The sequence below is a fragment of the Streptomyces olivochromogenes genome (assembly GCF_001514115.1).
Taxonomy (GTDB): domain Bacteria; phylum Actinomycetota; class Actinomycetes; order Streptomycetales; family Streptomycetaceae; genus Streptomyces; species Streptomyces olivochromogenes.
This window is the reverse complement of record NZ_KQ948468.1, coordinates 62,369-81,974: the sequence shown is the minus strand read 5'-3', so window position 1 is coordinate 81,974 and position 19,606 is coordinate 62,369. Positions and strand designations below refer to the sequence as shown.

The following is a 19,606-nucleotide window of genomic DNA, read 5'->3' as shown; positions in this document are numbered from 1 at the left end:
CGCCCGGTCGTGCGAACGGATCGTTTTCGGTGGAGCTGAACGCGATCGTCCGCTCTGTGGGGGTGCCGGGGGCCCGGTCTAAGCTGGTGGGCATGGCCTACGAGATTCCGGTGACGCAAGCCAGGGCTGAGCTCGCCGATCTGATCAACCGGGTGGTGTACGGGGGCGAGCGCGTCGTGGTGACACGGCACGGCAAGCCCCTGGTCGCCCTGGTCTCCGCCGCCGACCTGGAGCGGCTCGAGGATCTCCCGGAGTCCGCCGACGAGCAGGTGGTCAGTTCCCTCTCCAGCGTCCGCGAGGTCGCGTCCGCCCCGCGTGAGCGCCAGCGCTTCGGCATCGCGGCGGAGCACCGGGGGCACGGCGCCTCGTAGGGTCCCTTCGGTGGTGACGGTCCCTTCGGTGGTGACGGTGACGGCCGCGTCGAAGGCGGGTGGCCCTCGCGCCGTATACGGTCCGACGCATGGCCTCGTCCCGGGCGGCGGCTCCGGCGACGGCCCGGGAGCGTCCACGTCGGTCATGTGTGGATCACAGCCGGGTTAACGTCCTCGAAACGACGGCCAACTAGCGTGCCCATCCACGCCACCAGGGGTTTTGGTGGCTGCGGCCACCGGACCCCGCACGGTCCGGAGCGAGGACTGTGAGGTGGGACGCCGTGCAACTGACCCCGCACGAGCAAGAGAGGCTGCTGATTCATGTGGCCGCCGACGTGGCCGAGAAGCGACGGGCCCGCGGGCTCAAACTGAACCACCCCGAGGCGGTCGCCCTCATCACGTCGCACATCCTCGAAGGCGCACGCGACGGCCGTACGGTCGCCGAGCTGATGTCCTCCGGACGCAAGATCCTCACCCGGGACGACGTCATGGAGGGCATCCCCGAGATGATCCACGACGTCCAGGTCGAGGCGACCTTCCCGGACGGCACCAAACTCGTCACCGTCCACGACCCGATCGTCTGACGGAGGAGCGAGAGCCGTGATTCCCGGAGAGATCCTGTTCGCCGAGGGGCCCGTCGCCTTCAACGAAGGTCGTGAGGTCACCCGGCTGACCGTCCTCAACGCCGCCGACCGGCCCGTCCAGGTCGGCTCCCACTACCACTTCGCCGAGGCCAACCCCGGTCTGGACTTCGACCGCGCCGCCGCGCGCGGCAAGCGGCTCAACGTCGCCGCCGGCACCGCCGTGCGCTTCGAACCCGGGATCCCCGTCGACGTCGAACTCGTTCCGCTCACCGGCGCCCGTGTCGTGCCCGGCCTGCGCGGGGAGACCGGAGGTGCCCTCGATGCCTGAGCTCTCGCGCGGCGCGTACGCCGACCTGTTCGGCCCCACCACCGGCGACCGTATCCGGCTCGCCGACACCGACCTGCTGATCGAGATCGAGGAGGACCGTTCCGGCGGCCCCGGGCTCGCCGGTGACGAGGCCGTCTTCGGCGGTGGCAAGGTCATTCGCGAATCCATGGGCCAGGCACGCGCTACGCGCGCAGAAGGCACTCCGGACACGGTCATCACGGGTGTCGTGATCGTCGACCACTGGGGGATCGTCAAGGCCGACGTCGGCATCCGCGACGGCCGGATCACCGGCATCGGCAAGGCCGGCAACCCGGACACCATGGACGGGGTCCACCCCGACCTCGTCATCGGCCCCGAGACCGAGATCATCGCGGGCAACGGACGGATCGTCACCGCGGGCGCCATCGACGCGCACGTCCACCTGATCTGTCCGCAGATCGCCGACGAGGCGCTCGCCTCCGGCATCACGACGCTGGTCGGCGGCGGCACCGGTCCCGCCGAGGGCTCGAAGGCGACGACGGTCACCCCCGGCCCCTGGCACCTCGCCCGGATGCTGGAGGCGATGGAGCAGTACCCGCTCAACTTCGGTCTGCTCGGCAAGGGCAACACCGTCTCGCGCGACGCGATGCTGTCGCAGATCAGGGGCGGGGCGCTCGGTCTCAAGCTGCACGAGGACTGGGGCTCCACGCCCGCCGTCATCGACGCCGCGCTGACCGTCGCCGACCGCACCGGCATCCAGGTCGCCATCCACACGGACACCCTGAACGAGGCCGGGTTCGTGGGCGACACGCTCGCCGCGATCGCCGGCCGCGGCATCCACGCCTACCACACCGAGGGTGCGGGCGGCGGGCACGCGCCGGACATCATGACCGTGGTCTCCGAGCCGCACGTACTGCCCAGCTCCACCAACCCGACCCGGCCGTACACCGTCAACACCGCCGAGGAACACCTCGACATGCTGATGGTCTGCCACCACCTCAACGCGGCCGTCCCGGAGGACCTGGCCTTCGCCGAGTCGCGTATTCGGCCCTCGACCATAGGAGCCGAGGACATCCTGCACGACCTCGGCGCGATCTCGATCATCTCCTCGGACGCCCAGGCGATGGGCCGGGTCGGCGAGGTCATCATGCGGACCTGGCAGACGGCCCATGTGATGAAGCGGCGGCGCGGCGCCCTCCCCGGTGACGGGCGCGCGGACAACCACCGCGTACGTCGCTATGTCGCCAAGTACACGATCAACCCGGCGCTCGCGCAGGGTCTCGCCCGTGAGATCGGCTCCGTCGAGACCGGCAAGCTCGCCGACCTCGTGCTGTGGGAGCCCGCGTTCTTCGGGGTCAAGCCGCAGCTCGTCATCAAGGGCGGGCAGATCGCGTACGCGCAGATGGGCGACGCCAACGCGTCCATTCCGACACCGCAGCCGATCCTGCCCCGGCCGATGTTCGGGGCGATCGGACGGGCACCTGCCTCGAACTCGTTCAACTTCGTGGCGCCGCTCGCCATCGAGGACGGACTGCCGGAGCGGCTCTCGCTGGGGAAGCGGTTCGTGGCGATCGATTCGACGCGTGGGGTGACCAAGGCCGACATGCGGGAGAACGACGCCCGGCCGCGGGTGCGGGTCGATCCCGACAGCTTCGCCGTGCACATCGACGGGGAGCTGGTGGAGGCCACACCAGCCTCCGAACTGCCCATGGCCCAGCGTTACTTCCTCTTCTGATGTCCCGCGCGGCACTGCTCGTCCTGGCCGACGGCCGCTTCCCCGCCGGAGGGCACGCACACTCCGGCGGGGCCGAGGCGGCGGTCAAGGCCGGGCGGATCAACGGGGCGGCGAGCCTGGAGGACTTCTGCCGGGGACGCCTCAACACGGCGGGGCTGGTGTCGGCCGCCCTGGCCGCGGCGGCCGCACTCGGGGTCGATCCGGCACTGCTGGACTCGGCCGCGGACGCCCGCACGCCGTCGCCGGCTCTGCGGGTCGCCGCGCGGCGGCTCGGGCGGCAGCTGATGCGGGCGGCTCGGGCGACCTGGCCGTCCGGGGAACTCGACGCCCTGGCGCGTGCCTTTCCCAAGGGAGCGCATCAGCCGGTCGTACTGGGGCTGGTGGCGCGGGCCGCCGGGCTCGGGCCCGAGGACGCCGCGTACTGCTCCGCGTACGAGAGCGTCAGTGGTCCGGCGACCGCGACCGTGCGGTTGCTGAGCCTTGATCCGTTCGATGCCACCGGGGTGCTGGCCCGGCTCGCGCCGGAGTTGGACGTCGTGGCGCGTGCGGCGGCCGACGCGGCGCGCAACGTGGTCGACGCTGGGGTCGACGCCTTGCCGTCGGCGTCGGCGCCGTTGCTGGAGATCGGTGCGCAGGCGCATGCCGCTTGGGCTGTACGGCTCTTCGCGTCGTAGGTGGATCGCCCCCGCCGCCCCTACCCATTCCCGTCCCCTGGGGGCTCCGCCCCCAGACCCCCGTATCGGCCTGAACGGCCTCGTCCTCAAACGCCGGACGGGCTGAAAGAAGCTGGAGCCGTATCGTGCATCTTGACCATACCCACGACGGGGCCTCGGCCGTCAGCGCTGACGCTCGTCGGCCCGACGGCTCGCGGCGTGCTCTGCGCATCGGGCTCGGTGGGCCCGTCGGGTCCGGGAAGACGGCGACCGTCGCCGCGCTCTGCCGGGCGCTGCGGGACGAGCTGTCGCTCGCGGTCGTCACGAACGACATCTACACACGGGAGGACGCCGAGTTCCTGCTGCGGGAGGCCGTGCTCCCGCCGGAGCGGATCACCGCCGTGGAGACGGGGGCGTGCCCGCACACCGCGATCCGGGACGACATCTCCGCGAACCTCGAAGCGGTGGAGGACCTGGAGGACGAGGTGGGGCCCTTGGACCTCATCCTCGTCGAGTCCGGGGGCGACAACCTCACCGCGACCTTCTCCAAGGGACTGGTGGACGCGCAGATCTTCGTCATCGACGTGGCGGGCGGGGACGACATTCCGCGCAAGGGCGGGCCCGGTGTCACCACCGCCGACCTGCTCGTCGTCAACAAGACCGACCTCGCGCCGTACGTGGGGTCCGACCTGGCACGGATGGCCGCCGACGCCAAGGCGCAGCGGGCCGAGCTGCCCGTCGTCTTCCAGTCGCTGCGGACCGAGGCCGGGGTGACGGCCGTCGCCGAGTGGGTGCGGGAACGGCTGGCCGCGTGGACGGCATGACTACAGCGGGCGTGCGGGCCACCGCACGGATCGGGGCACGGGCCGACGGGCGCGGCGGTACCGCGCTGCCCGTGCTGGAAGGAGAAGGGCCGCTCGCCCTGCGGCGCACCAGGGCGAGCGGGGACGAGGCACGCGTCATGCTCGTCGGGGCGATGAGCGGGCCGCTCGGCGGTGACCGCTTCGCCGTGGAGGCGGAGGTGGGGGAGGGGGCCCGGCTGCACGTCGGATCGGCCGCCGCGACCATCGCCCTGCCGGGACAGGCCAAGGGCGAGGCCCGTTACGATGTGCGGCTCGACGTGTCCGGCGGGGGTGAACTGCGCTGGCTGCCCGAGCAGTTGATCTCCGCCCAGGGAAGTGACCTGTACGTGTCCTCGCGCGTCGAGCTCCGCTCGGGCGCTCGGCTCGTCTTCCGGGAGGAGCAGGTACTCGGGCGCGTCGGCGAGCAACCCGGACGGCTCACCAGTCGTCTCACCGTACGGCTCGACGGACGGCCGCTGCTGGACCAGGAGCTGTCGTGCGGTCCCGGAGCACCCGGCGGCTGGGACGGTCCCGCGGGGCTCGGGGGACATCGGGCACTGGGTCAACTCGTCGTCGTGCGACCGGAGTTCGAGAGTGAGCCGCCGCAGGCGCGGCTGTTGGGGGAGTACGCGGCCCTCATGCCGCTTGCCGGGCCCGCGGCTCTGGTGAGCGCCCTGGCGCCGGACGCGCTGCGACTGCGGCGCGTGCTGGACGAGGCTTTGCGCACACTCGACCGATAAGTCGACAAGTACTCTCCGCTCAACGGGACTTGGTGCTCCGGTTATCGGAATGGTAAAGAAGGCCGGTCACCCCTGTTCTCAGGGACCTCACAGCAGAAAGGATCCCCGTACCAATCGCAACGATGTACGGGGAGGTCCCACTTGAGGGCTAAGAGACCGACGAGACGCCTGACCGCGTTCGCTTCGGCCGGAGCACTCGTCACGGCGACCCTGATAGCCGGAGCCGTCGCGGCGCCGTCGGCCACCGCCGACTCGCGGCACGGTCAGGACCGCGAGGCCCGCGGTGCGGCGATCGCCGCCGCCCGAGCCGCGAAGGCCGGGATCAACTGGCAGGACTGCCCTGCGGACTGGGGCTTCGAGAAGCCGATCCAGTGCGGCTGGGTCTCCGTCCCGCTCGACTACGCCCACCCCTACGGCAAGCAGATCAAGCTCGCCGTCGACCGTATCGGGAACACCGGGACCAAGGCGGAGCGCCAGGGCGCGCTCGTCTACAACCCGGGTGGCCCCGGTGGTTCGGGCATGCGCTTCCCGCGCCGCGTCACCACCAAGGCCCCTCTGTGGGTCAACACCTCGAAGGCGTACGACTTCGTGGGCTTCGACCCGCGCGGTGTCGGCCACTCCGCCCCGATCTCCTGCATTGACCCGCAGGAGTTCGTGAAGGCGCCCAAGGCCGACCCGGTCCCGGACTCCGAGGCCGACAAGCGCGTCCAGCGCAAGCTCGCCGCCGCGTACGCGGACGGCTGTGCCAAGCGCAGCGGCAAGGCGATGCTGGCGCAGATGACCACGCCCAACACCGCCCGCGACCTGGATGTCATCAGGGCCGGACTCGGTGAGAAGAAGCTCAACTACCTGGGCGTCTCCTACGGCACCTACCTCGGCGCCGTCTACGGCACCCTGTTCCCGGGCCACGTCCGCCGCATGGTCGTCGACAGTGTCGTCAACCCGGCGAAGGAGAACATCTGGTACCAGGCCAACCTGGAGCAGGACATCGCCTTCGAGGGCCGCTGGAAGGACTGGGAGGACTGGGTCGCCAAGAACGACGCCGCCTTCCACCTCGGCGACACCCGCGCCAGGGTCCAGGACCAGTGGCTGAAGCTGCGGGCCACCGCGAAGAAGAGCCCGCTCGGTGGCGTCGTCGGCCCCGCCGAACTGATCTCCTTCTTCCAGAGCGCCCCGTACTACGACTCGTCGTGGGTGCCGGTCGCGACGGCGTTCAGCAAGTACGTCGCCGGTGACACCCAGGCGCTCGTCGACGCCGCCGCCCCCGACCTGTCCGACACCGCGGGCAACATCGCCTCGGAGAACGGCAACGCCGTCTACACGGCCGTCGAGTGCGCGGACGCCAAGTGGCCCACCAGCTGGTCGAAGTGGGACAAGGACAACACGAAGCTCCACAAGAGCTACCCGTTCATGACGTGGGCCAACGCGTGGATGAACCTGCCCTGCGCGACCTGGCCGGTCAAGCAGCAGACCCCGGTGAACGTCAAGACCGGCAAGGGCCTGCCCGCCGTCCTGATCGTGCAGTCCACGCGTGACGCCGCCACTCCGTACCCCGGCGCCGTCGAACTGCACAAGCGCTTCAAGGGCTCCCGCCTGATCACCGAGAACGGTGCGGGCTCGCACGGTGTGACCGGCCTGGTCAACCCGTGCATCAACACCCGGGTGGACTCCTACTTGCTCACGGGCAAGACGGACGCGGCCGATGTGACGTGCACCCCGCACGCCACGCCGACCGCGTAACACCCCACGCACAACAGAGGGGCGGCCGGATCCCCGGCCGCCCCTTCTGCCTGCCGTGCGTCTCTCAGCTCAACGGCATCCGCGGGAACTTGCGGGCCTGGGCCGCGGCCTCGGCCGCCTCCTCCGCCTTGACGACGGCCGCGTACCGGTCGACGTACTCCTGCTCGGAGAGGGTGAGGATGGCGTACATGATCTCGTCGGTGACGGCGCGCAGGATGGCCTTCTCGCTCTCCATCCCGGCGTAGCGGGAGAAGTCGAGGGGCTTCCCGAAGCGGATCACCACGGGGTGGAGGCTCGGGATCTTCTGGCCCGGCGGCTGCGCCTCGAAGGTGCCGATCATGGCGCAGGGGATGACCGGAACCCCGGCCTTCAGCGCCATGACCGCGACGCCGACCTTGCCCTTGTAGAGGCGCCCGTCGTGCGAACGCGTCCCCTCCGGGTAGATGCCGAGCAGTTCGTCCTTGCGCAGCACGCCCAGTCCCTCGCGGATCGCCGCCTGGCCCGCGTCCTTGCCGGAGCGGTCCACCGGGATCTGCCCGGCGCTGCGGAAGAAGGCGGCCGTCAGCCGTCCCTTGATACCGGGCCCCGTGAAGTACTCGGCCTTCGCCAGGAAGGTGATCCGCCGCTTCAGGATCGCGGGCATCAGGAAGTGGTCCGAGAACGAGAGATGGTTGCCGGCCACGATGGCGGGACCCGACGCCGGTATGTGCTCAAGGCCCTCGATCCGGGGCCGGAACACCAGCCTCAACAGTGGACCCAGAAGCACGTATTTGAGCACGTAGTAAAACACGGTGTCTCTCCAACTCTACCGAATCGGCTCTGGGGCCGCGTTCTTCCGGACTTCATCCCTGAGGATGCTCTACTGGCCACGTGGGGGATAGAGGCAGCTCGCGACCCTCGTCAAACGCCGCGTGCCCGGTGGCGGCGTACCGCGTCGCGGTTGGCGCAGCGTGGGGAGCAGTACCGCTGCCGTCCGGTGCGGGAGGTGTCGGCGAAGATCGTGGTGCACTCGCTCACGGCGCAGCGTCGGAGGCGGTGCATGCCTCGTCCGGTCAGGTGCAGTGCGGTACCAACGGCGATGAGTGAGAACAGTACGGAGCCGAGTGTCTGCCGGTCGTCGCGGAAGTGCAGGTGCCAGCCGCTGCCGGCGTGGTTGGTCATCCGCGGGTGGGCGGCGGCCGCCGCCAGCATCCGGTTGAGCAGCTCGGCCCGTTCATGTTCGTCGGTGGCATCGACGACCTTCTCCCACGCCTCCAGTGCGTCCTGGGTGCGGTCGAGGTCCTGGGCAGTGGCAGGGTGCTCCAGCACCAGCCCGGCGGCGCGGCAGCGCTCCGCGAGCTCCTCGGTGCCGGCCGGGCGTCGGTTGGCCAGATCGGCGGCCAGGTTCACGGCATCCTCGCCGTAAGGGTTGAGGTGCATAAGACCATTACACCAGTCTGGTCGGCATGGGACAACGCGAAGGAGACGGGCCGGCCGTGCGACAGGCGGTGGAGTACGACCTGGTGGAGCTCGTACGTCTGCGGGCCCTGCTGTTCGAGAACCTCGGCGGTCGCTTCTTCAGCCCCGCGTCGGCGGACGACGACTGGCTGGACGCCCTGGCCGTGGTGCTGAAGGAACAGCTGACCGCGGATGCCGTGCGCATCCTCGTGGTGGACGGTGACAGCGACGGCGACGGCGACCGTGGCCTGGCCGCCTGTGGGATCGCCACCATCGAGCAGCGGTTGCCCGGCCCGCATCTGCGCAACGGCCGGATCGGGCACGTGATCGGCGTGGTCACGGACCCGTCGTACCGGCGGCGCGGTCACAGCCGCTCGATCATGCGGGGCCTGCTCGACTGGTTCGGGGAGCGTGAGGTCGCCCGGGTGGACCTGTACGCCTCCGCCGAGGGTGAACCGCTGTACCGCGAACTCGGCTTCACCAACCACCCCGACCCCGCGCTGTACTGGCGCCCGTGAGCCACCGGCCCGACGGTGCGCACGACGTGTGGCGGTACCGGTCGTCCTCGCGATCCTTTCCGGACAGCGGAGCCACGTACAGCTTCTGGCCGTTCGTTCTCGCGATCGTGGCATTCCGCCGCAGGCTTCGAGGTGTCCTTCGCCCTCGCCCCGCAGCGCGCCACCGGTGGGCCGGGAAAGTGGTGGGTGTGCTTTCCCGGCCCCTCGTGCGGGCTCAGGACGTGGACAGCTCCGTGCGGACCGTCCGGGCCGCGGTGACCAGGTTCTCCAGCGAGGCGCGGGTCTCGGGCCAGGCGCGGGTCTTCAGGCCGCAGTCGGGGTTGACCCACAGTCGTTCCGCGGGGATGGCCTCAAGTCCCTTGCGCAGCAGGGCCGCCGCCTCGTCCGCGCCGGGTACGCGTGGGGAGTGGATGTCGTACACGCCGGGTCCGGCCTCGCGCGGGTAGCCGTGTTCGGCGAGTTCGCGGGCGACCTGCATGTGGGAGCGGGCGGCCTCGAGGCTGATGACGTCGGCGTCGAGGTCGTCGATGGCCTCGACGATGTCGCCGAACTCGGCGTAGCACATGTGGGTGTGGATCTGGGTGTCCGGGCGTACGCCCGCGGTGGTGAGGCGGAACACCTCGGTGGCCCACGCCAGATACTCCGGATGGTCGCAGGCGCGCAGGGGCAGGGTCTCGCGCAGCGCGGGTTCGTCCACCTGGATGACCGAAGTCCCCGCCGCCTCAAGGTCGTTCACCTCGTCGCGCAGGGCGAGGGCGACCTGCCGGGCGGTGTCGGCGAGCGGCTGGTCGTCGCGGACGAAGGACCAGGCGAGCATCGTGACCGGGCCGGTGAGCATGCCCTTGACCGGCTTGGTGGTGAGGGACTGGGCGTACGTCGTCCAGCGCACCGTCATCGCTTCCGGGCGGGAGATGTCACCGGCCAGGATCGGCGGGCGTACGTAGCGGGTGCCGTAGGACTGGACCCAGCCGTGCTGCGTGGCGAGGTAGCCGGTGAGCTGCTCGGCGAAGTACTGGACCATGTCGTTGCGTTCGGCCTCGCCGTGCACGAGGACGTCGAGGCCGGTCTTCTCCTGGAAGGAGATCACCTCGCCGATCTCGGCCCTGATGCGTTCCTCGTACCCGGCGCTGTCGATCCGTCCCGCGCGCAGGTCCGCCCGCGCGGTGCGCAGCTCGGTGGTCTGCGGGAAGGAGCCGATGGTGGTGGTCGGCAGCAGGGGCAGCCGCAGGTGGGCGCGCTGGGCGGCGGCCCGTTCGGGGTAGGGCTGGGAGCGGCGGGCGTCGGTGGCCGTGACGGCGGCGGTGCGGGCGCGTACCGCGGGGTCGTGGGTGAGCGCCGAGCCGGCGCGGGAGGCCAGGTCGGCCCGGTTGGCGGCGAGTTCGGCCGCGATGGTGTCGGTGCCGCCCCCGAGGCCCTTGGCGAGGGTGACGATCTCGGCGGTCTTCTGGCGGGCGAAGGCGAGCCAGCGCAGGATCTGCGGCTCGATGTCGCGTTCGGCGGTGGCGTCGAGCGGGACGTGCAGCAGCGAGCAGGAGGCGGCCACGTCGACCCGGTCGGCCAGTGCGAGCAGGGTGCCGAGGGTGGCGAGGGACTTCTCCAGGTCGTTGACCCAGATGTTGCGCCCGTTGACGACACCGGCGACCAGGCGCTTGCCGGGCAGTCCGCCCACGGCGGCGAGCGCGTCCAGGTTCGCGGCGGCGGCCTCGGTGAAGTCGAGCGCCAGGCCTTCCACCGGAGCCTTGGCGAGCACGGGCAGCGCGTCACCGAGCCGGTCGAAGTACGAGGCGACCAGCAGCTTCGGGCGGTCGATGAGCCCTCCCAGGTCGCGGTAGGCGCGCGCGGCGGCGTTCAGCTCGGCGGGCGTACGGTCCTGGACCAGGGCCGGCTCGTCGAGCTGCACCCACTCGGCGCCGGCCGTGCGGAGGTCGGTGAGGACTTGGGCGTACACGGGCAGCAGCCGGTCGAGGAGCGTCAGCGGATCGAAGGCCGCGGCCACGCCCGGCGCGGGCTTGGCGAGCAGGAGATAGGTGACGGGGCCCACGAGGACGGGGCGCGCGGTGAGGCCGAGGGCGAGGGCTTGGCCCAACTCGGCGACCTGCTTGGTGGAATCGGCCGTGAAGACGGTGTCCGGGCCCAACTCGGGCACCAGGTAGTGGTAGTTGGTGTCGAACCACTTCGTCATCTCCAGCGGCGCCGCGTCCTGGGTGCCGCGCGCCATCGCGAAGTAGCCGTCCAACGCGTCGGCCTCGACGGCGGCGCGGTGGCGTTCGGGGATCGCGCCGACCATGACGCTGGTGTCCAGGACGTGGTCGTAGTACGAGAAGTCGCCGGTGGGTACCTCGTGGATGCCGGCCTCGGCCAGTTGGCGCCAGTTGCCCCGGCGCAGTTCGGTGGCGGTGGCCCGGAGGGCGTCGGCGTCGACGCGGCCCTTCCAGTAGCCCTCGATCGCCTTCTTCAGTTCCCGGCTCTGTCCCTGGCGGGGGTAGCCGTACACGGTGGCCCGTGCCGCCGCGGCTGCGGACTTCGCTGTCACGGAAATCTCCTTCGCGAGATATCTCCCTGGGATCCCGGGACGGGACGAGGGCGCGAAGGGGTGACGAACCGGACGGAAACGACCCTCACACGGCACAGCGCGGTCGTCCGCCCGATATGTACGCCGACCCGCCCACGAGGTCACCGGGATGTCCGCGCACGAGGGGTCGCACGCGGGCAACGGGCAGGTCTTCGGACTCGCGGGCACGTCCTCCGTACGGAGGACACCTAGTGGCCGTCGCTTCCCAGGTCCTGTTCACCGGACCCAGTGCGTATGACGGCGGTCGTTCCCACTCACCGCTGCGGGGCAGTCCCGGATTCCCACCGGGTTCCCTCTTGCGACGCATCCCGCCTGGCGGACGGGGCGAACCAGTTGCACCGGCCAGCCTATGGGGCACGCACCCGGCACGGCGGATCAGGTCCGGCATTCGGACGGTGAGCTGGGACACGCGGTCCGGGCCCCTCGGTGCGGGAGGTCGTTTTAGATCGATCGTGTGATGGTCGGCTTCCGGGCTTGCGGCGCCCTGGGCCGTCCGGGTTAGCGTGGCTGTGCGATCTGGGACGCCGGGTGCGGTGCCAGCGTGCGGGGCCCCTGCCCTACCGGAGTGATGGTTCAGGGCCTCCCCGTCGCCTCTGGCCGTATCCATATGGTCAGGTCGCCTAGGGAACTGGCCTCCCGGGATCGGACCACGTACAGGATGCGTGTCGCCGCCCCGGGGTCGAGTACGCCGGGGACCAGTGCGCCCAAGACCGTTCGGGGCGTGCGGCTGATCGGGCTCACACCCGCTCACCCCAGAGGAACGGTTCCTTGAACTCGTCGTACAGGGACTCCGCGATCGAGGCGACGGTGTCCAGGCCGATCAGGTCGGCCAACTTCAGCGATCCCATGGGGTGGGCGCACTGAGTTCCACCGGCAGGGAGGAGGTGTTGCTCGCCAGGACCGCGTCCGGGGCCTCGACGATCTTGTCCAGTGCGGTGAAGATCTCCGTCTTGGCGTCGGCGTTCTCCACGACGGCCTCGACGACGAGCTGCCGGTCGGCCAGGTCTTCGAGGCTGCCGGAGAAGACCATCCGGTCGAGGGCGTCCCGTGCCGCGGCTCGCGTCAGCTTGCCGCGCTCCACCGCTCGGTCCAACGAGGCCGCCACCCGGTCGCGTGCGGCGACCGCGTCCACCTCGCACACGACGGTGTCCAGTCCGGCCCGCGCGCACACTTCGGCGATCCCGGCGCCCATCTGGCCGCCGCCGACCACGCCCACCCGGCGGATGTCCCGGCTCATGACGCGGCCTCGGCGTGCCGGACGAGGTGACGGGTGTAGGCGTCCGGGGTGAAGAACAGTGGCAACTCCGGTTCCAGGGCGGTTCGTTCGAAGAGGGCTCGCACCTCGTCGAGAGCCGCCCAGGGGTGCTCGGCACCCAGCGCGGCGAGTTCGTCGTCGAGCAGCCGCAGTACCGTCTCCTGGTCGACGACCCGGTGCCGCAGCCACTGCCAGATCTGCACACGGGCGATCTCGGCGGTCGCCGCGTCCTCCATCAGGCCGTACAGGGCGACGGCCCCCTGCCCGCGCAGCCAGGCGTCGAAGTAGCGCAGCGCGACCGCGATGTCGGTGCGTACGCCCTCCGGTGTGGGCGGCCCGCTGACGCGGCGCACCGACAGCAGGTCCGCGGCGGTCACCTCGGCGTCGTCGCGGGTGCGCTCGATCTGGTGGGGCCGGTCGCCGAGGACGCCGTCGAAGACCTCGCGGCACACCGGCACAAGCCCGGGGTGGGCGACCCAGGAGCCGTCGAAGCCGTCCTGCGCCTCGCGCTCCTTGTCGAGCCGGACCTCGGCCAGGGCCGCGTCGTGGGCAGCCAGGTCCCTGCCGGGCACGTGGGCGGCCATGCCGCCGATGGCGTGGGCGCCGCGCCGGTGGCAGGTGCGCACCAGCAGTTCCGTGTACGCGCGCAGGAACGGCGCGGTCATCGTCACCCTGGACCGGTCCGGCAGCAGGAAGTCCGTGCGGTGGCCGAAGGTCTTGATCAGGCTGAACAGGTAGTCCCACCGGCCCGCGTTGAGGCCGGCGCTGTGCTCGCGCAGCTCGTAGAGGATCTCCTCCATCTCGAAGGCCGCGGTGATCGTCTCGATGAGGACGGTGGCGCGGACCGTGCCGCGGGGGATGCCCAGCAGTTCCTGGGCGAGGACGAAGACGTCGTTCCACAGCCGGGCCTCGTAACGGTTCTCCAGCTTCGGCAGATAGAAGTACGGCCCGTACCCGGCGTCGATCTGACGCTGCGCGCAGTGGAAGAAGTACAGGCCGAAGTCGACGAGGGAGGCGGGCACGGGCCGGCCGTCGAACTCCAGGTGCTCCTCCGTCAGGTGCCAGCCGCGCGGCCGCACCATGATGGTGGCGAGCCGTTCGCCCAGCCGGTACTCCTTGCCCGCCTCGGTGGTGAGGTCGATCCGGCGCTCGATGGCATCGAGCAGGTTGAGCTGACCGCCGATGACGTTGTCCCACGTGGGTGAGGTGGCGTCCTCGAAGTCCGCCATCCACACCCGGGCGCCGGAGTTGAGCGCGTTGACGGTCATACGGCGGTCGGGCGGCCCGGTGATCTCCACACGGCGGTCGCTCAGCCCGGGAGCCGGCGCAGCCACCCGCCAGGAGAGGTCGGCACGGACGGCGGCGGTGGCGAGGGGGAAGTCGAGCGGGGCTCCGGCCGCCAGCCGTATGGCCTGCCGCCTGCGCTCCTTCAGAAGGTCCTGTCGACGTCCGACGAAGGCGTCGACGAGGTGACCGACGAAGTCCAGGGCGGCGGGGGTGAGGATCTCGTCGTGCCGGTCGCCCGGTGCCGCGAGGAGGCGGACGTGGCGGGTCGGTGCGCTGGTGGACATCAGGATCTCCTGATCAGGGAGGGGGAGGGGGGAGCGGGGGCCGGACGGGACGGTCGCCCGGCCCCCCGCCCGGTCATGGAAGGGTGCGCGCGGGCGACCTTGCGGGGCCTAGTGGAACTGCTCCTCCTCGGTGGAGCCGGCCAGGGCGGTCGTGGAGGAGGCCGGGTTGACGGCCGTGGAGACCAGGTCGAAGTAGCCCGTGCCGACCTCGCGTTGGTGCCTGACGGCGGTGAAGCCGTGCTTCTGCGCGGCGAACTCCCGCTCCTGGAGGTCGACATAGGCGGTCATGCCGTGCTCGGCGTAGCCACGGGCCAGGTCGAACATGCCATGGTTGAGGGAGTGGAACCCGGCCAGCGTGATGAACTGGAAGCGGTATCCCATCGCACCCAACTCCTGCTGGAACTTGGCGATCTGGTCGTCGTCCAGAGCGGCCTTCCAGTTGAAGGACGGCGAGCAGTTGTAGGCGAGCAACTGGTCCGGATACCGGGCGTGGACGGCCTCGGCGAACTCGCGGGCCTGGGCCAGGTCGGGGGTGCCGGTCTCGACCCAGATCAGGTCGGCGTACGGGGCGTAGGCGAGACCCCGGGCGATGACCGGTGCCATGCCGTTTCGCACGCGGTAGAAGCCCTCGGCGGTGCGCTCGCCGGTGACGAACTGGGCGTCGCGCTCGTCGACGTCGCTGGTGAGCAGGTTGGCGGCGAGGGCGTCGGTGCGGGCGACGATGAGGGTCGGCACGTCGGCGATGTCGGCCGCGAGCCGGGCCGCGTTGAGGGTGCGGATGTGCTGGGAGGTGGGCACGAGGACCTTGCCGCCGAGGTGGCCGCACTTCTTCTCGGAGGCCAGCTGGTCCTCGTAGTGGATGCCCGCGGCGCCGGCCGCGATCAGCGCCTTGGTCAGCTCGAAGGCGTTGAGCGGGCCGCCGAATCCGGCCTCCGCGTCGGCGACGATCGGGGCCAGCCAGTCGGTGGTGTCCGAGCCGCCCTCGGCGGTGGCGATCTGGTCGGCGCGCAGCAGTGCGTTGTTGATGCGCCGGACGACCTGCGGAACGGAGTTGACGGGGTAGAGGCTCTGGTCGGGGTAGGTGTGCCCGGCCTGGTTGGCGTCGGCGGCGACCTGCCAGCCGGACAGATAGATGGCCTGGAGCCCGGCCCTGACCTGCTGCACGGCCTGGCCGCCGGTGAGGGCGCCGAGCGCGTGGACGTAGTCCCGCTCGTGCAGCTGCCGCCACAGACGCTCCGCGCCGCGCCGCGCCAGGGTGTGCTCCTCACGGACGCTGCCGGACAGCCGTACGACGTCCGCCGCGCTGTACGTGCGCTCGATGCCCTGCCAGCGGGAATCGGTGGCCCAGCGGCGCGTGAGCTCCTCGGCCGTAGTCGTCTTCGGCTCTGTCATGGCCTTCACCGTCTCCCTCGATGGTCCGGTCTGCCAATCCCCGACGTCACTGAACGGGAGAGTGGCACTGCGTGTCTACTTCATGAGTGCGGCCCGCCGCCCCTCGCTGAGCGGAGCCGAGCAATGCTGCCGTGCGGACGGGCGCCGATGCCGGGATCTCCGACGTCAGGGCATGAATCGCGCCCGGTTCCGGGTGCCGACCGCCGAAGTTCCGGCGGGCCGCACTAGAACTCTGGCACTGGCACTGAGTGCCATCAACGGTGGACGTATGCCAATTTCTGTGAATCTTCGAGAGCGCTTTTGCCAAGTTTGCGAAGGGTGCGATGAGCTGATGTCGCGTACGCTGACGGCCGTCCGGAGCAACGGAGGAGCACGGTGGGCAAGACCTACGCGGGGGCGCGGCTGAGGCGGCTGCGTGAGGAGCGCCGGATGAGCCAGGCGGAGCTGGCCCGGGTCCTCGGCATCTCGCCCAGCTATCTGAACCAGATGGAACACGATTCCCGGCCGCTCACCGTGCCGGTCCTGCTGAAGCTGACCGAAGCCTTCGGCGTCGACCCCGGCTTCTTCTCGGAGCGCGACACGACCCGGCTGGTCGCGGACCTGCGGGAAGCGCTGGCGGGAGAGATCACCGAAGACCGCGTGTCCGCCTCCGACCTCTCGGACCTCGCCTCGCGCATGCCCGCTGTCGCCACGTTCCTGCTCGACCTGGGGCGTCGCAACCAGGCGCTCACCGAGCGGCTCGCCGGAGCCGCGGACGGCCGGGACGGCACGCGGGAGGCACCCCGCTCGCCCCACGAGGAGATCCGGGACTTCTTCTACCGTCGCCAGAACTACCTTCACGACACCGACCTCGCGGCCGAGCGACTGGCGGAGGACATCGGCATCCGGCCCGGCGAGGTCGTGCGGGCGCTCACCGAGCGGCTCGCCGACGGGCACGGCGTGCGGTCGGCCGCCGAATCCGGCGATCGCCTGCACCACTACGACGAGGCGTCCCGCACTCTCCATCTGTCGGGCCGCCTGCGACCCGGCCAGCGGGCGTTCCGTCTGGCGACCCAGCTCGCCCTGCTCGAGTACGGCGACGAACTCGACCGTCAGGCCGCCGCCGACTTTCCCGCCGGTTCACCGTCGCACGCGCTGGCCCGGATCGGCATCGCCAACTACTTCGCCGCCGCGCTGATCCTGCCCTATCGCACCTTCCACGCGGCGGCGGAGGAAGTGCGGTACGACATCGAACGCCTCACCGACCGGTACGGCCTCGGCTACGAGACCGTCTGCCACCGTCTGAGCACCCTCCAACGCCCGCGGCTGCGCGGAGTTCCCTTCTCCTTCGTCCGGGTCGACCGGGCCGGCAACCTGTCCAAACGGCAGTCCGCGACCGACTTCCACTTCTCCCGGACCGGTGGCACCTGCCCCCTGTGGAACGTCTACGAGGCGTTCGCGGCCCCCGGCCGTATCCACGTCCAGATCGCCGAAATGCCCGACGGACAGCGCTACTTGTGGACGGCACGTGCCCTGACCCGCCACCGCGGAGGCTGGGGCGAACCCGGCAAGACCTACGCCATCGGCCTGGGCTGCGAGATCCGCCACGCCGCACGCCTCGTCTACGCCGACGGACTCGACCTCGGCAATGCCGCCGCCGCCACTCCCATCGGCATGGGCTGCCGCAGCTGCGAACGCACCGACTGCCCCCAGCGTGCCGCACCCCCGCTCGGCCGGCGACTGAGAATCGACGAGAACGACAGCACGTTCGTCCCGTACCCGGTGGTCGACCATTCGCCTTGAGGGCACCGACCCGATGGCGCCTGGCGGGGACACGGGCGTCCGTCGAACGCGACGGTCGCGCGGGTGAGGGCTCCAGCCGTCAGGCGTCGAAGCGGCGCCGGGCGGCCTCGATGTGACTGAGGTACCGGTGGGTCCAGCCACACATCGCATCGACCGTGACGCGAAGGCCCTGGCCCGATTCCGTGAGGGTGTATTCGACCCGCGGCGGCACGGTGGGGTGCACGCGGCGTTCGACCAGCCCGTTGCGCTCCAGCATGCGCAGGTTCTGGGTGAGCATCTTGTGGCTGACGCCCTCGATCTCGTCGCGCAGCTCGGTGAAGCGCAGGGTGCGTTCCCCGAGAGCCTCGATGATCAGGAACGCCCACTTGTTGGCGACGTCGGAGAAGATCTCCCGCGCCAAGGAGTCCGCGCGCCTCAGGTCCGCATCCTCGGGCGAGCCCCTGAACTGCTTGGTCACCATTGGGTTCCCCAGTCACTGAAAAGTGCGTTCTTCCAGGTCAGCGGCCACTCTCTTACAGTTCCCGAGTAACCACAAGAGACCGCGGGCCTCTTGGCTCGGTGGACGCGAGCCCAAGGGCGCTCATGACAAGGAGGCAGGCAGCATGGCCATCACCCTGGTGAACCCCAGTGGATTGCCGAAGATCCCGGTGTACCGGCAGGTGTCGATCGCGACCGGGTCGAAGCTGGTCTTCATCGCCGGGCAGGTCGCCTGGGACGCCGAGGGGGTCACGGTCGGCGAAGGCGACCTCGCCGCGCAGGTCGAGCGGAGCTACCTCAACGTCGGCACCGCACTGGCCGAGGCCGGCGCCTCCTTCGACGACGTGGCGAAGCTGACCGTCTACGTCGTCGACTGGACCCCCGACAAGATGCCCCTGTTCCTGGAGGGAGTCGCGCGGGCCTCCGCGAAGCTGGGGATCACCCCGATGGCGCCGGGCACGCTGATCGGCGTGGCGGCACTGGACGTACCCGACCATCTGGTGGAGGTCGAAGCCACCGCGGTCATCGACTGAACAGCCCCTCTTTGCCGTCGCCCTGCACTGAGATGCTTTGCCGTCGTCCGCCACTGAGATGACACAAATCTGTGTCATCTCAGTCAAGAGTGCTAGGTTTGGCGATGTGCCGAGTGACAGCCAGCTGATCTTCGCCGACCATGTCGGGCGGTTCTATGCCCGCCAATACGGTTTTCCGCCGATGGCCGGGCGCCTGTTGGGGTACCTGCTCGTCTGTGATCCGCCTCATCAGACGATCGACGAGCTGAGCCAGGCGCTGCTGGCGAGCCGGAGTGCCATCACCGGCGCGGTGAAGCTGCTCGAGAACTACGGGACGGCGCGGCGCACGCGTGCCGCCGGCGAGCGTATGGACCGGGTGAGCCTGGATCCGGCCAGTCGGCAGCCGCAGAACTTCGACTCCGCCATCCACAAGGAGCATGCGGCGCTGTTCCGGGAGGGGCTGGCGCTGCTCGCCGACGCTCCACCGCAGCGGCGCGCGCCACTCGAAGAGATGGTCGCACTGGCCGAGTTCCTGGCCGACCGCCTGCCCAGGCTGGTGGACGAGTGGCACGCACACCGCGACACGCTGCGCGCCTCGGGAAAGCTGCCCGGCCCCGGCGCGTAACCGCACAAGGTCCGGGGCCGGCCGGTCCCGGAACGAAACCACGGAGAGGTTGCCCGTCATGACCGAGCCCGACCTGTCTGCCCTGCGGGAACGCGCCGAGCACGGCGACACCTCCGCGACCGACGAGCTGATCGAACTCGCCACCGAACTCGGCGATCTGTTGGAACTGCGCCGCCTCGCGGACGCGGGCAACCCCACCGCGACCGACGAGCTCATCCAACTCGCCGCAGAGCAGGGCGACCTCCAAGAACTGCGCCGCCTTTCGGACCGCGGCAACGCCACGGCCACCGACCAGCTGATCGAACTCGCCACCGAACTGGACAACATGGACGAGCTGAAACGCCTCGCCGACCAGGGCAGCACGACAGCGGCCGAGCAACTCGCGGAGCTCACCGCCGAGTGAGGGGGCCGAGTGAGGCGTTTCCTCAAGGGACGGCCGCTCTGCTCGTCGAGGGTGTCGCCGGGCAACTGGCCGCGGGCGGACGGGCCGAGT

The 19,606-nt window shown here is 70.5% G+C and carries 19 protein-coding genes, 1 pseudogene and 1 riboswitch; of the genes and pseudogenes, 13 read left to right on the top strand and 7 right to left on the bottom strand.

Going from position 1 to position 19,606, the window contains the following annotated elements; all coding sequences use genetic code 11:
- Positions 1-92: 92 nt before the first annotated feature.
- The 8 genes from AQJ27_RS37165 to AQJ27_RS37130 all read left to right on the top strand — a co-directional run bounded on the left by AQJ27_RS37165 (position 93) and on the right by AQJ27_RS37130 (position 6,972).
- Positions 93-371 (top strand): type II toxin-antitoxin system Phd/YefM family antitoxin, encoded by a 279-nt coding sequence (locus AQJ27_RS37165; RefSeq protein WP_067379129.1) that lies wholly within the window; start codon positions 93-95, stop codon positions 369-371.
- 281 nt (positions 372-652) lie between these two features.
- On the top strand, positions 653-955 hold the full coding sequence (locus tag AQJ27_RS37160; protein WP_054229180.1) for an urease subunit gamma: 303 nt from the start codon (positions 653-655) through the stop codon (positions 953-955).
- Positions 956-971: 16 nt separating this feature from the next.
- Positions 972-1,283: an urease subunit beta gene (locus tag AQJ27_RS37155; RefSeq protein ID WP_067378741.1), complete on the top strand. Its 312-nt coding sequence runs from the start codon at positions 972-974 to the stop codon at positions 1,281-1,283.
- Positions 1,276-2,997, top strand: coding sequence for an urease subunit alpha (locus AQJ27_RS37150; RefSeq protein WP_067378738.1), 1,722 nt, complete (start codon positions 1,276-1,278; stop codon positions 2,995-2,997). The genes AQJ27_RS37155 and AQJ27_RS37150 overlap by 8 nt, the downstream gene beginning before the upstream one ends.
- Positions 2,997-3,671, top strand: a complete 675-nt coding sequence (locus AQJ27_RS37145; RefSeq protein ID WP_067378735.1) for an urease accessory protein UreF — start codon at positions 2,997-2,999, stop codon at positions 3,669-3,671. The genes AQJ27_RS37150 and AQJ27_RS37145 overlap by 1 nt, the downstream gene beginning before the upstream one ends.
- Before the next feature lie 125 nt (positions 3,672-3,796).
- Entirely contained in the window at positions 3,797-4,474 is a 678-nt protein-coding gene (gene ureG, locus AQJ27_RS37140) for an urease accessory protein UreG (RefSeq protein WP_067378734.1), read from the top strand.
- Positions 4,471-5,232 (top strand): urease accessory protein UreD, encoded by a 762-nt coding sequence (locus tag AQJ27_RS37135; RefSeq protein WP_067379126.1) that lies wholly within the window; start codon positions 4,471-4,473, stop codon positions 5,230-5,232. The genes ureG and AQJ27_RS37135 overlap by 4 nt, the downstream gene beginning before the upstream one ends.
- 141 nt (positions 5,233-5,373) lie before the next feature.
- A complete protein-coding gene (locus tag AQJ27_RS37130; protein WP_067378731.1) occupies positions 5,374-6,972 on the top strand; it encodes an alpha/beta hydrolase in 1,599 nt (532 codons plus the stop codon).
- Positions 6,973-7,036: 64 nt separating this feature from the next.
- Here the strand turns inward: AQJ27_RS37130 and AQJ27_RS37125 are convergent, their stop codons facing one another.
- On the bottom strand, positions 7,037-7,762 hold the full coding sequence (locus AQJ27_RS37125) for a lysophospholipid acyltransferase family protein (protein ID WP_067378728.1): 726 nt from the start codon (positions 7,760-7,762) through the stop codon (positions 7,037-7,039).
- A gap of 110 nt (positions 7,763-7,872) precedes the next feature.
- Positions 7,873-8,391, bottom strand: coding sequence for a CGNR zinc finger domain-containing protein (locus tag AQJ27_RS37120; protein WP_067378725.1), 519 nt, complete (start codon positions 8,389-8,391; stop codon positions 7,873-7,875).
- Positions 8,392-8,447: 56 nt separating this feature from the next.
- On the opposite strand from AQJ27_RS37120, the gene AQJ27_RS37115 reads away from it, so the two are divergent.
- On the top strand, positions 8,448-8,927 hold the full coding sequence (locus AQJ27_RS37115) for a GNAT family N-acetyltransferase (protein ID WP_235613712.1): 480 nt from the start codon (positions 8,448-8,450) through the stop codon (positions 8,925-8,927).
- A 214-nt stretch (positions 8,928-9,141) separates the two neighbouring features.
- Here the strand turns inward: AQJ27_RS37115 and metE are convergent, their stop codons facing one another.
- The 4 genes and pseudogenes from metE to aceA all read right to left on the bottom strand — a co-directional run bounded on the left by metE (position 9,142) and on the right by aceA (position 15,717).
- Complete coding sequence (metE, locus tag AQJ27_RS37110; protein WP_067378718.1) at positions 9,142-11,460, bottom strand: 5-methyltetrahydropteroyltriglutamate--homocysteine S-methyltransferase; 2,319 nt, start codon at positions 11,458-11,460, stop codon at positions 9,142-9,144.
- Between the two features lie 165 nt (positions 11,461-11,625).
- Positions 11,626-11,848, bottom strand: a riboswitch (cobalamin riboswitch).
- A 412-nt stretch (positions 11,849-12,260) separates the two neighbouring features.
- Positions 12,261-12,736: pseudogene (locus AQJ27_RS37105) on the bottom strand (3-hydroxyacyl-CoA dehydrogenase NAD-binding domain-containing protein); the annotation flags it as partial.
- On the bottom strand, positions 12,733-14,325 hold the full coding sequence (gene aceB, locus AQJ27_RS37100) for a malate synthase A (protein ID WP_067378712.1): 1,593 nt from the start codon (positions 14,323-14,325) through the stop codon (positions 12,733-12,735). The pseudogene AQJ27_RS37105 and the gene aceB, both read right to left, overlap by 4 nt.
- Positions 14,326-14,433: 108 nt before the next feature.
- Complete coding sequence (gene aceA, locus AQJ27_RS37095) at positions 14,434-15,717, bottom strand: isocitrate lyase (protein WP_067378708.1); 1,284 nt, start codon at positions 15,715-15,717, stop codon at positions 14,434-14,436.
- A gap of 375 nt (positions 15,718-16,092) precedes the next feature.
- Here aceA and AQJ27_RS37090 point away from each other — a divergent pair, with 375 nt between their 5' ends.
- Positions 16,093-17,499: a short-chain fatty acyl-CoA regulator family protein gene (locus tag AQJ27_RS37090; RefSeq protein WP_067378705.1), complete on the top strand. Its 1,407-nt coding sequence runs from the start codon at positions 16,093-16,095 to the stop codon at positions 17,497-17,499.
- 79 nt (positions 17,500-17,578) lie between these two features.
- Here AQJ27_RS37090 and AQJ27_RS37085 read toward each other — a convergent pair whose 3' ends face one another.
- A complete protein-coding gene (locus AQJ27_RS37085) occupies positions 17,579-17,959 on the bottom strand; it encodes a winged helix-turn-helix transcriptional regulator (RefSeq protein ID WP_067378702.1) in 381 nt (126 codons plus the stop codon).
- 142 nt (positions 17,960-18,101) lie between these two features.
- Here AQJ27_RS37085 and AQJ27_RS37080 point away from each other — a divergent pair, with 142 nt between their 5' ends.
- The 3 genes from AQJ27_RS37080 to AQJ27_RS37070 all read left to right on the top strand — a co-directional run bounded on the left by AQJ27_RS37080 (position 18,102) and on the right by AQJ27_RS37070 (position 19,516).
- Complete coding sequence (locus AQJ27_RS37080; RefSeq protein WP_067378699.1) at positions 18,102-18,509, top strand: RidA family protein; 408 nt, start codon at positions 18,102-18,104, stop codon at positions 18,507-18,509.
- 106 nt (positions 18,510-18,615) lie between these two features.
- The gene (locus AQJ27_RS37075; RefSeq protein ID WP_067378696.1) at positions 18,616-19,113 is read left to right on the top strand and encodes a GbsR/MarR family transcriptional regulator; all 498 of its coding nucleotides are present in this window, start codon (positions 18,616-18,618) and stop codon (positions 19,111-19,113) included.
- Between the two features lie 58 nt (positions 19,114-19,171).
- Entirely contained in the window at positions 19,172-19,516 is a 345-nt protein-coding gene (locus AQJ27_RS37070) for a hypothetical protein (protein WP_079065521.1), read from the top strand.
- Positions 19,517-19,606: the final 90 nt, after the last annotated feature.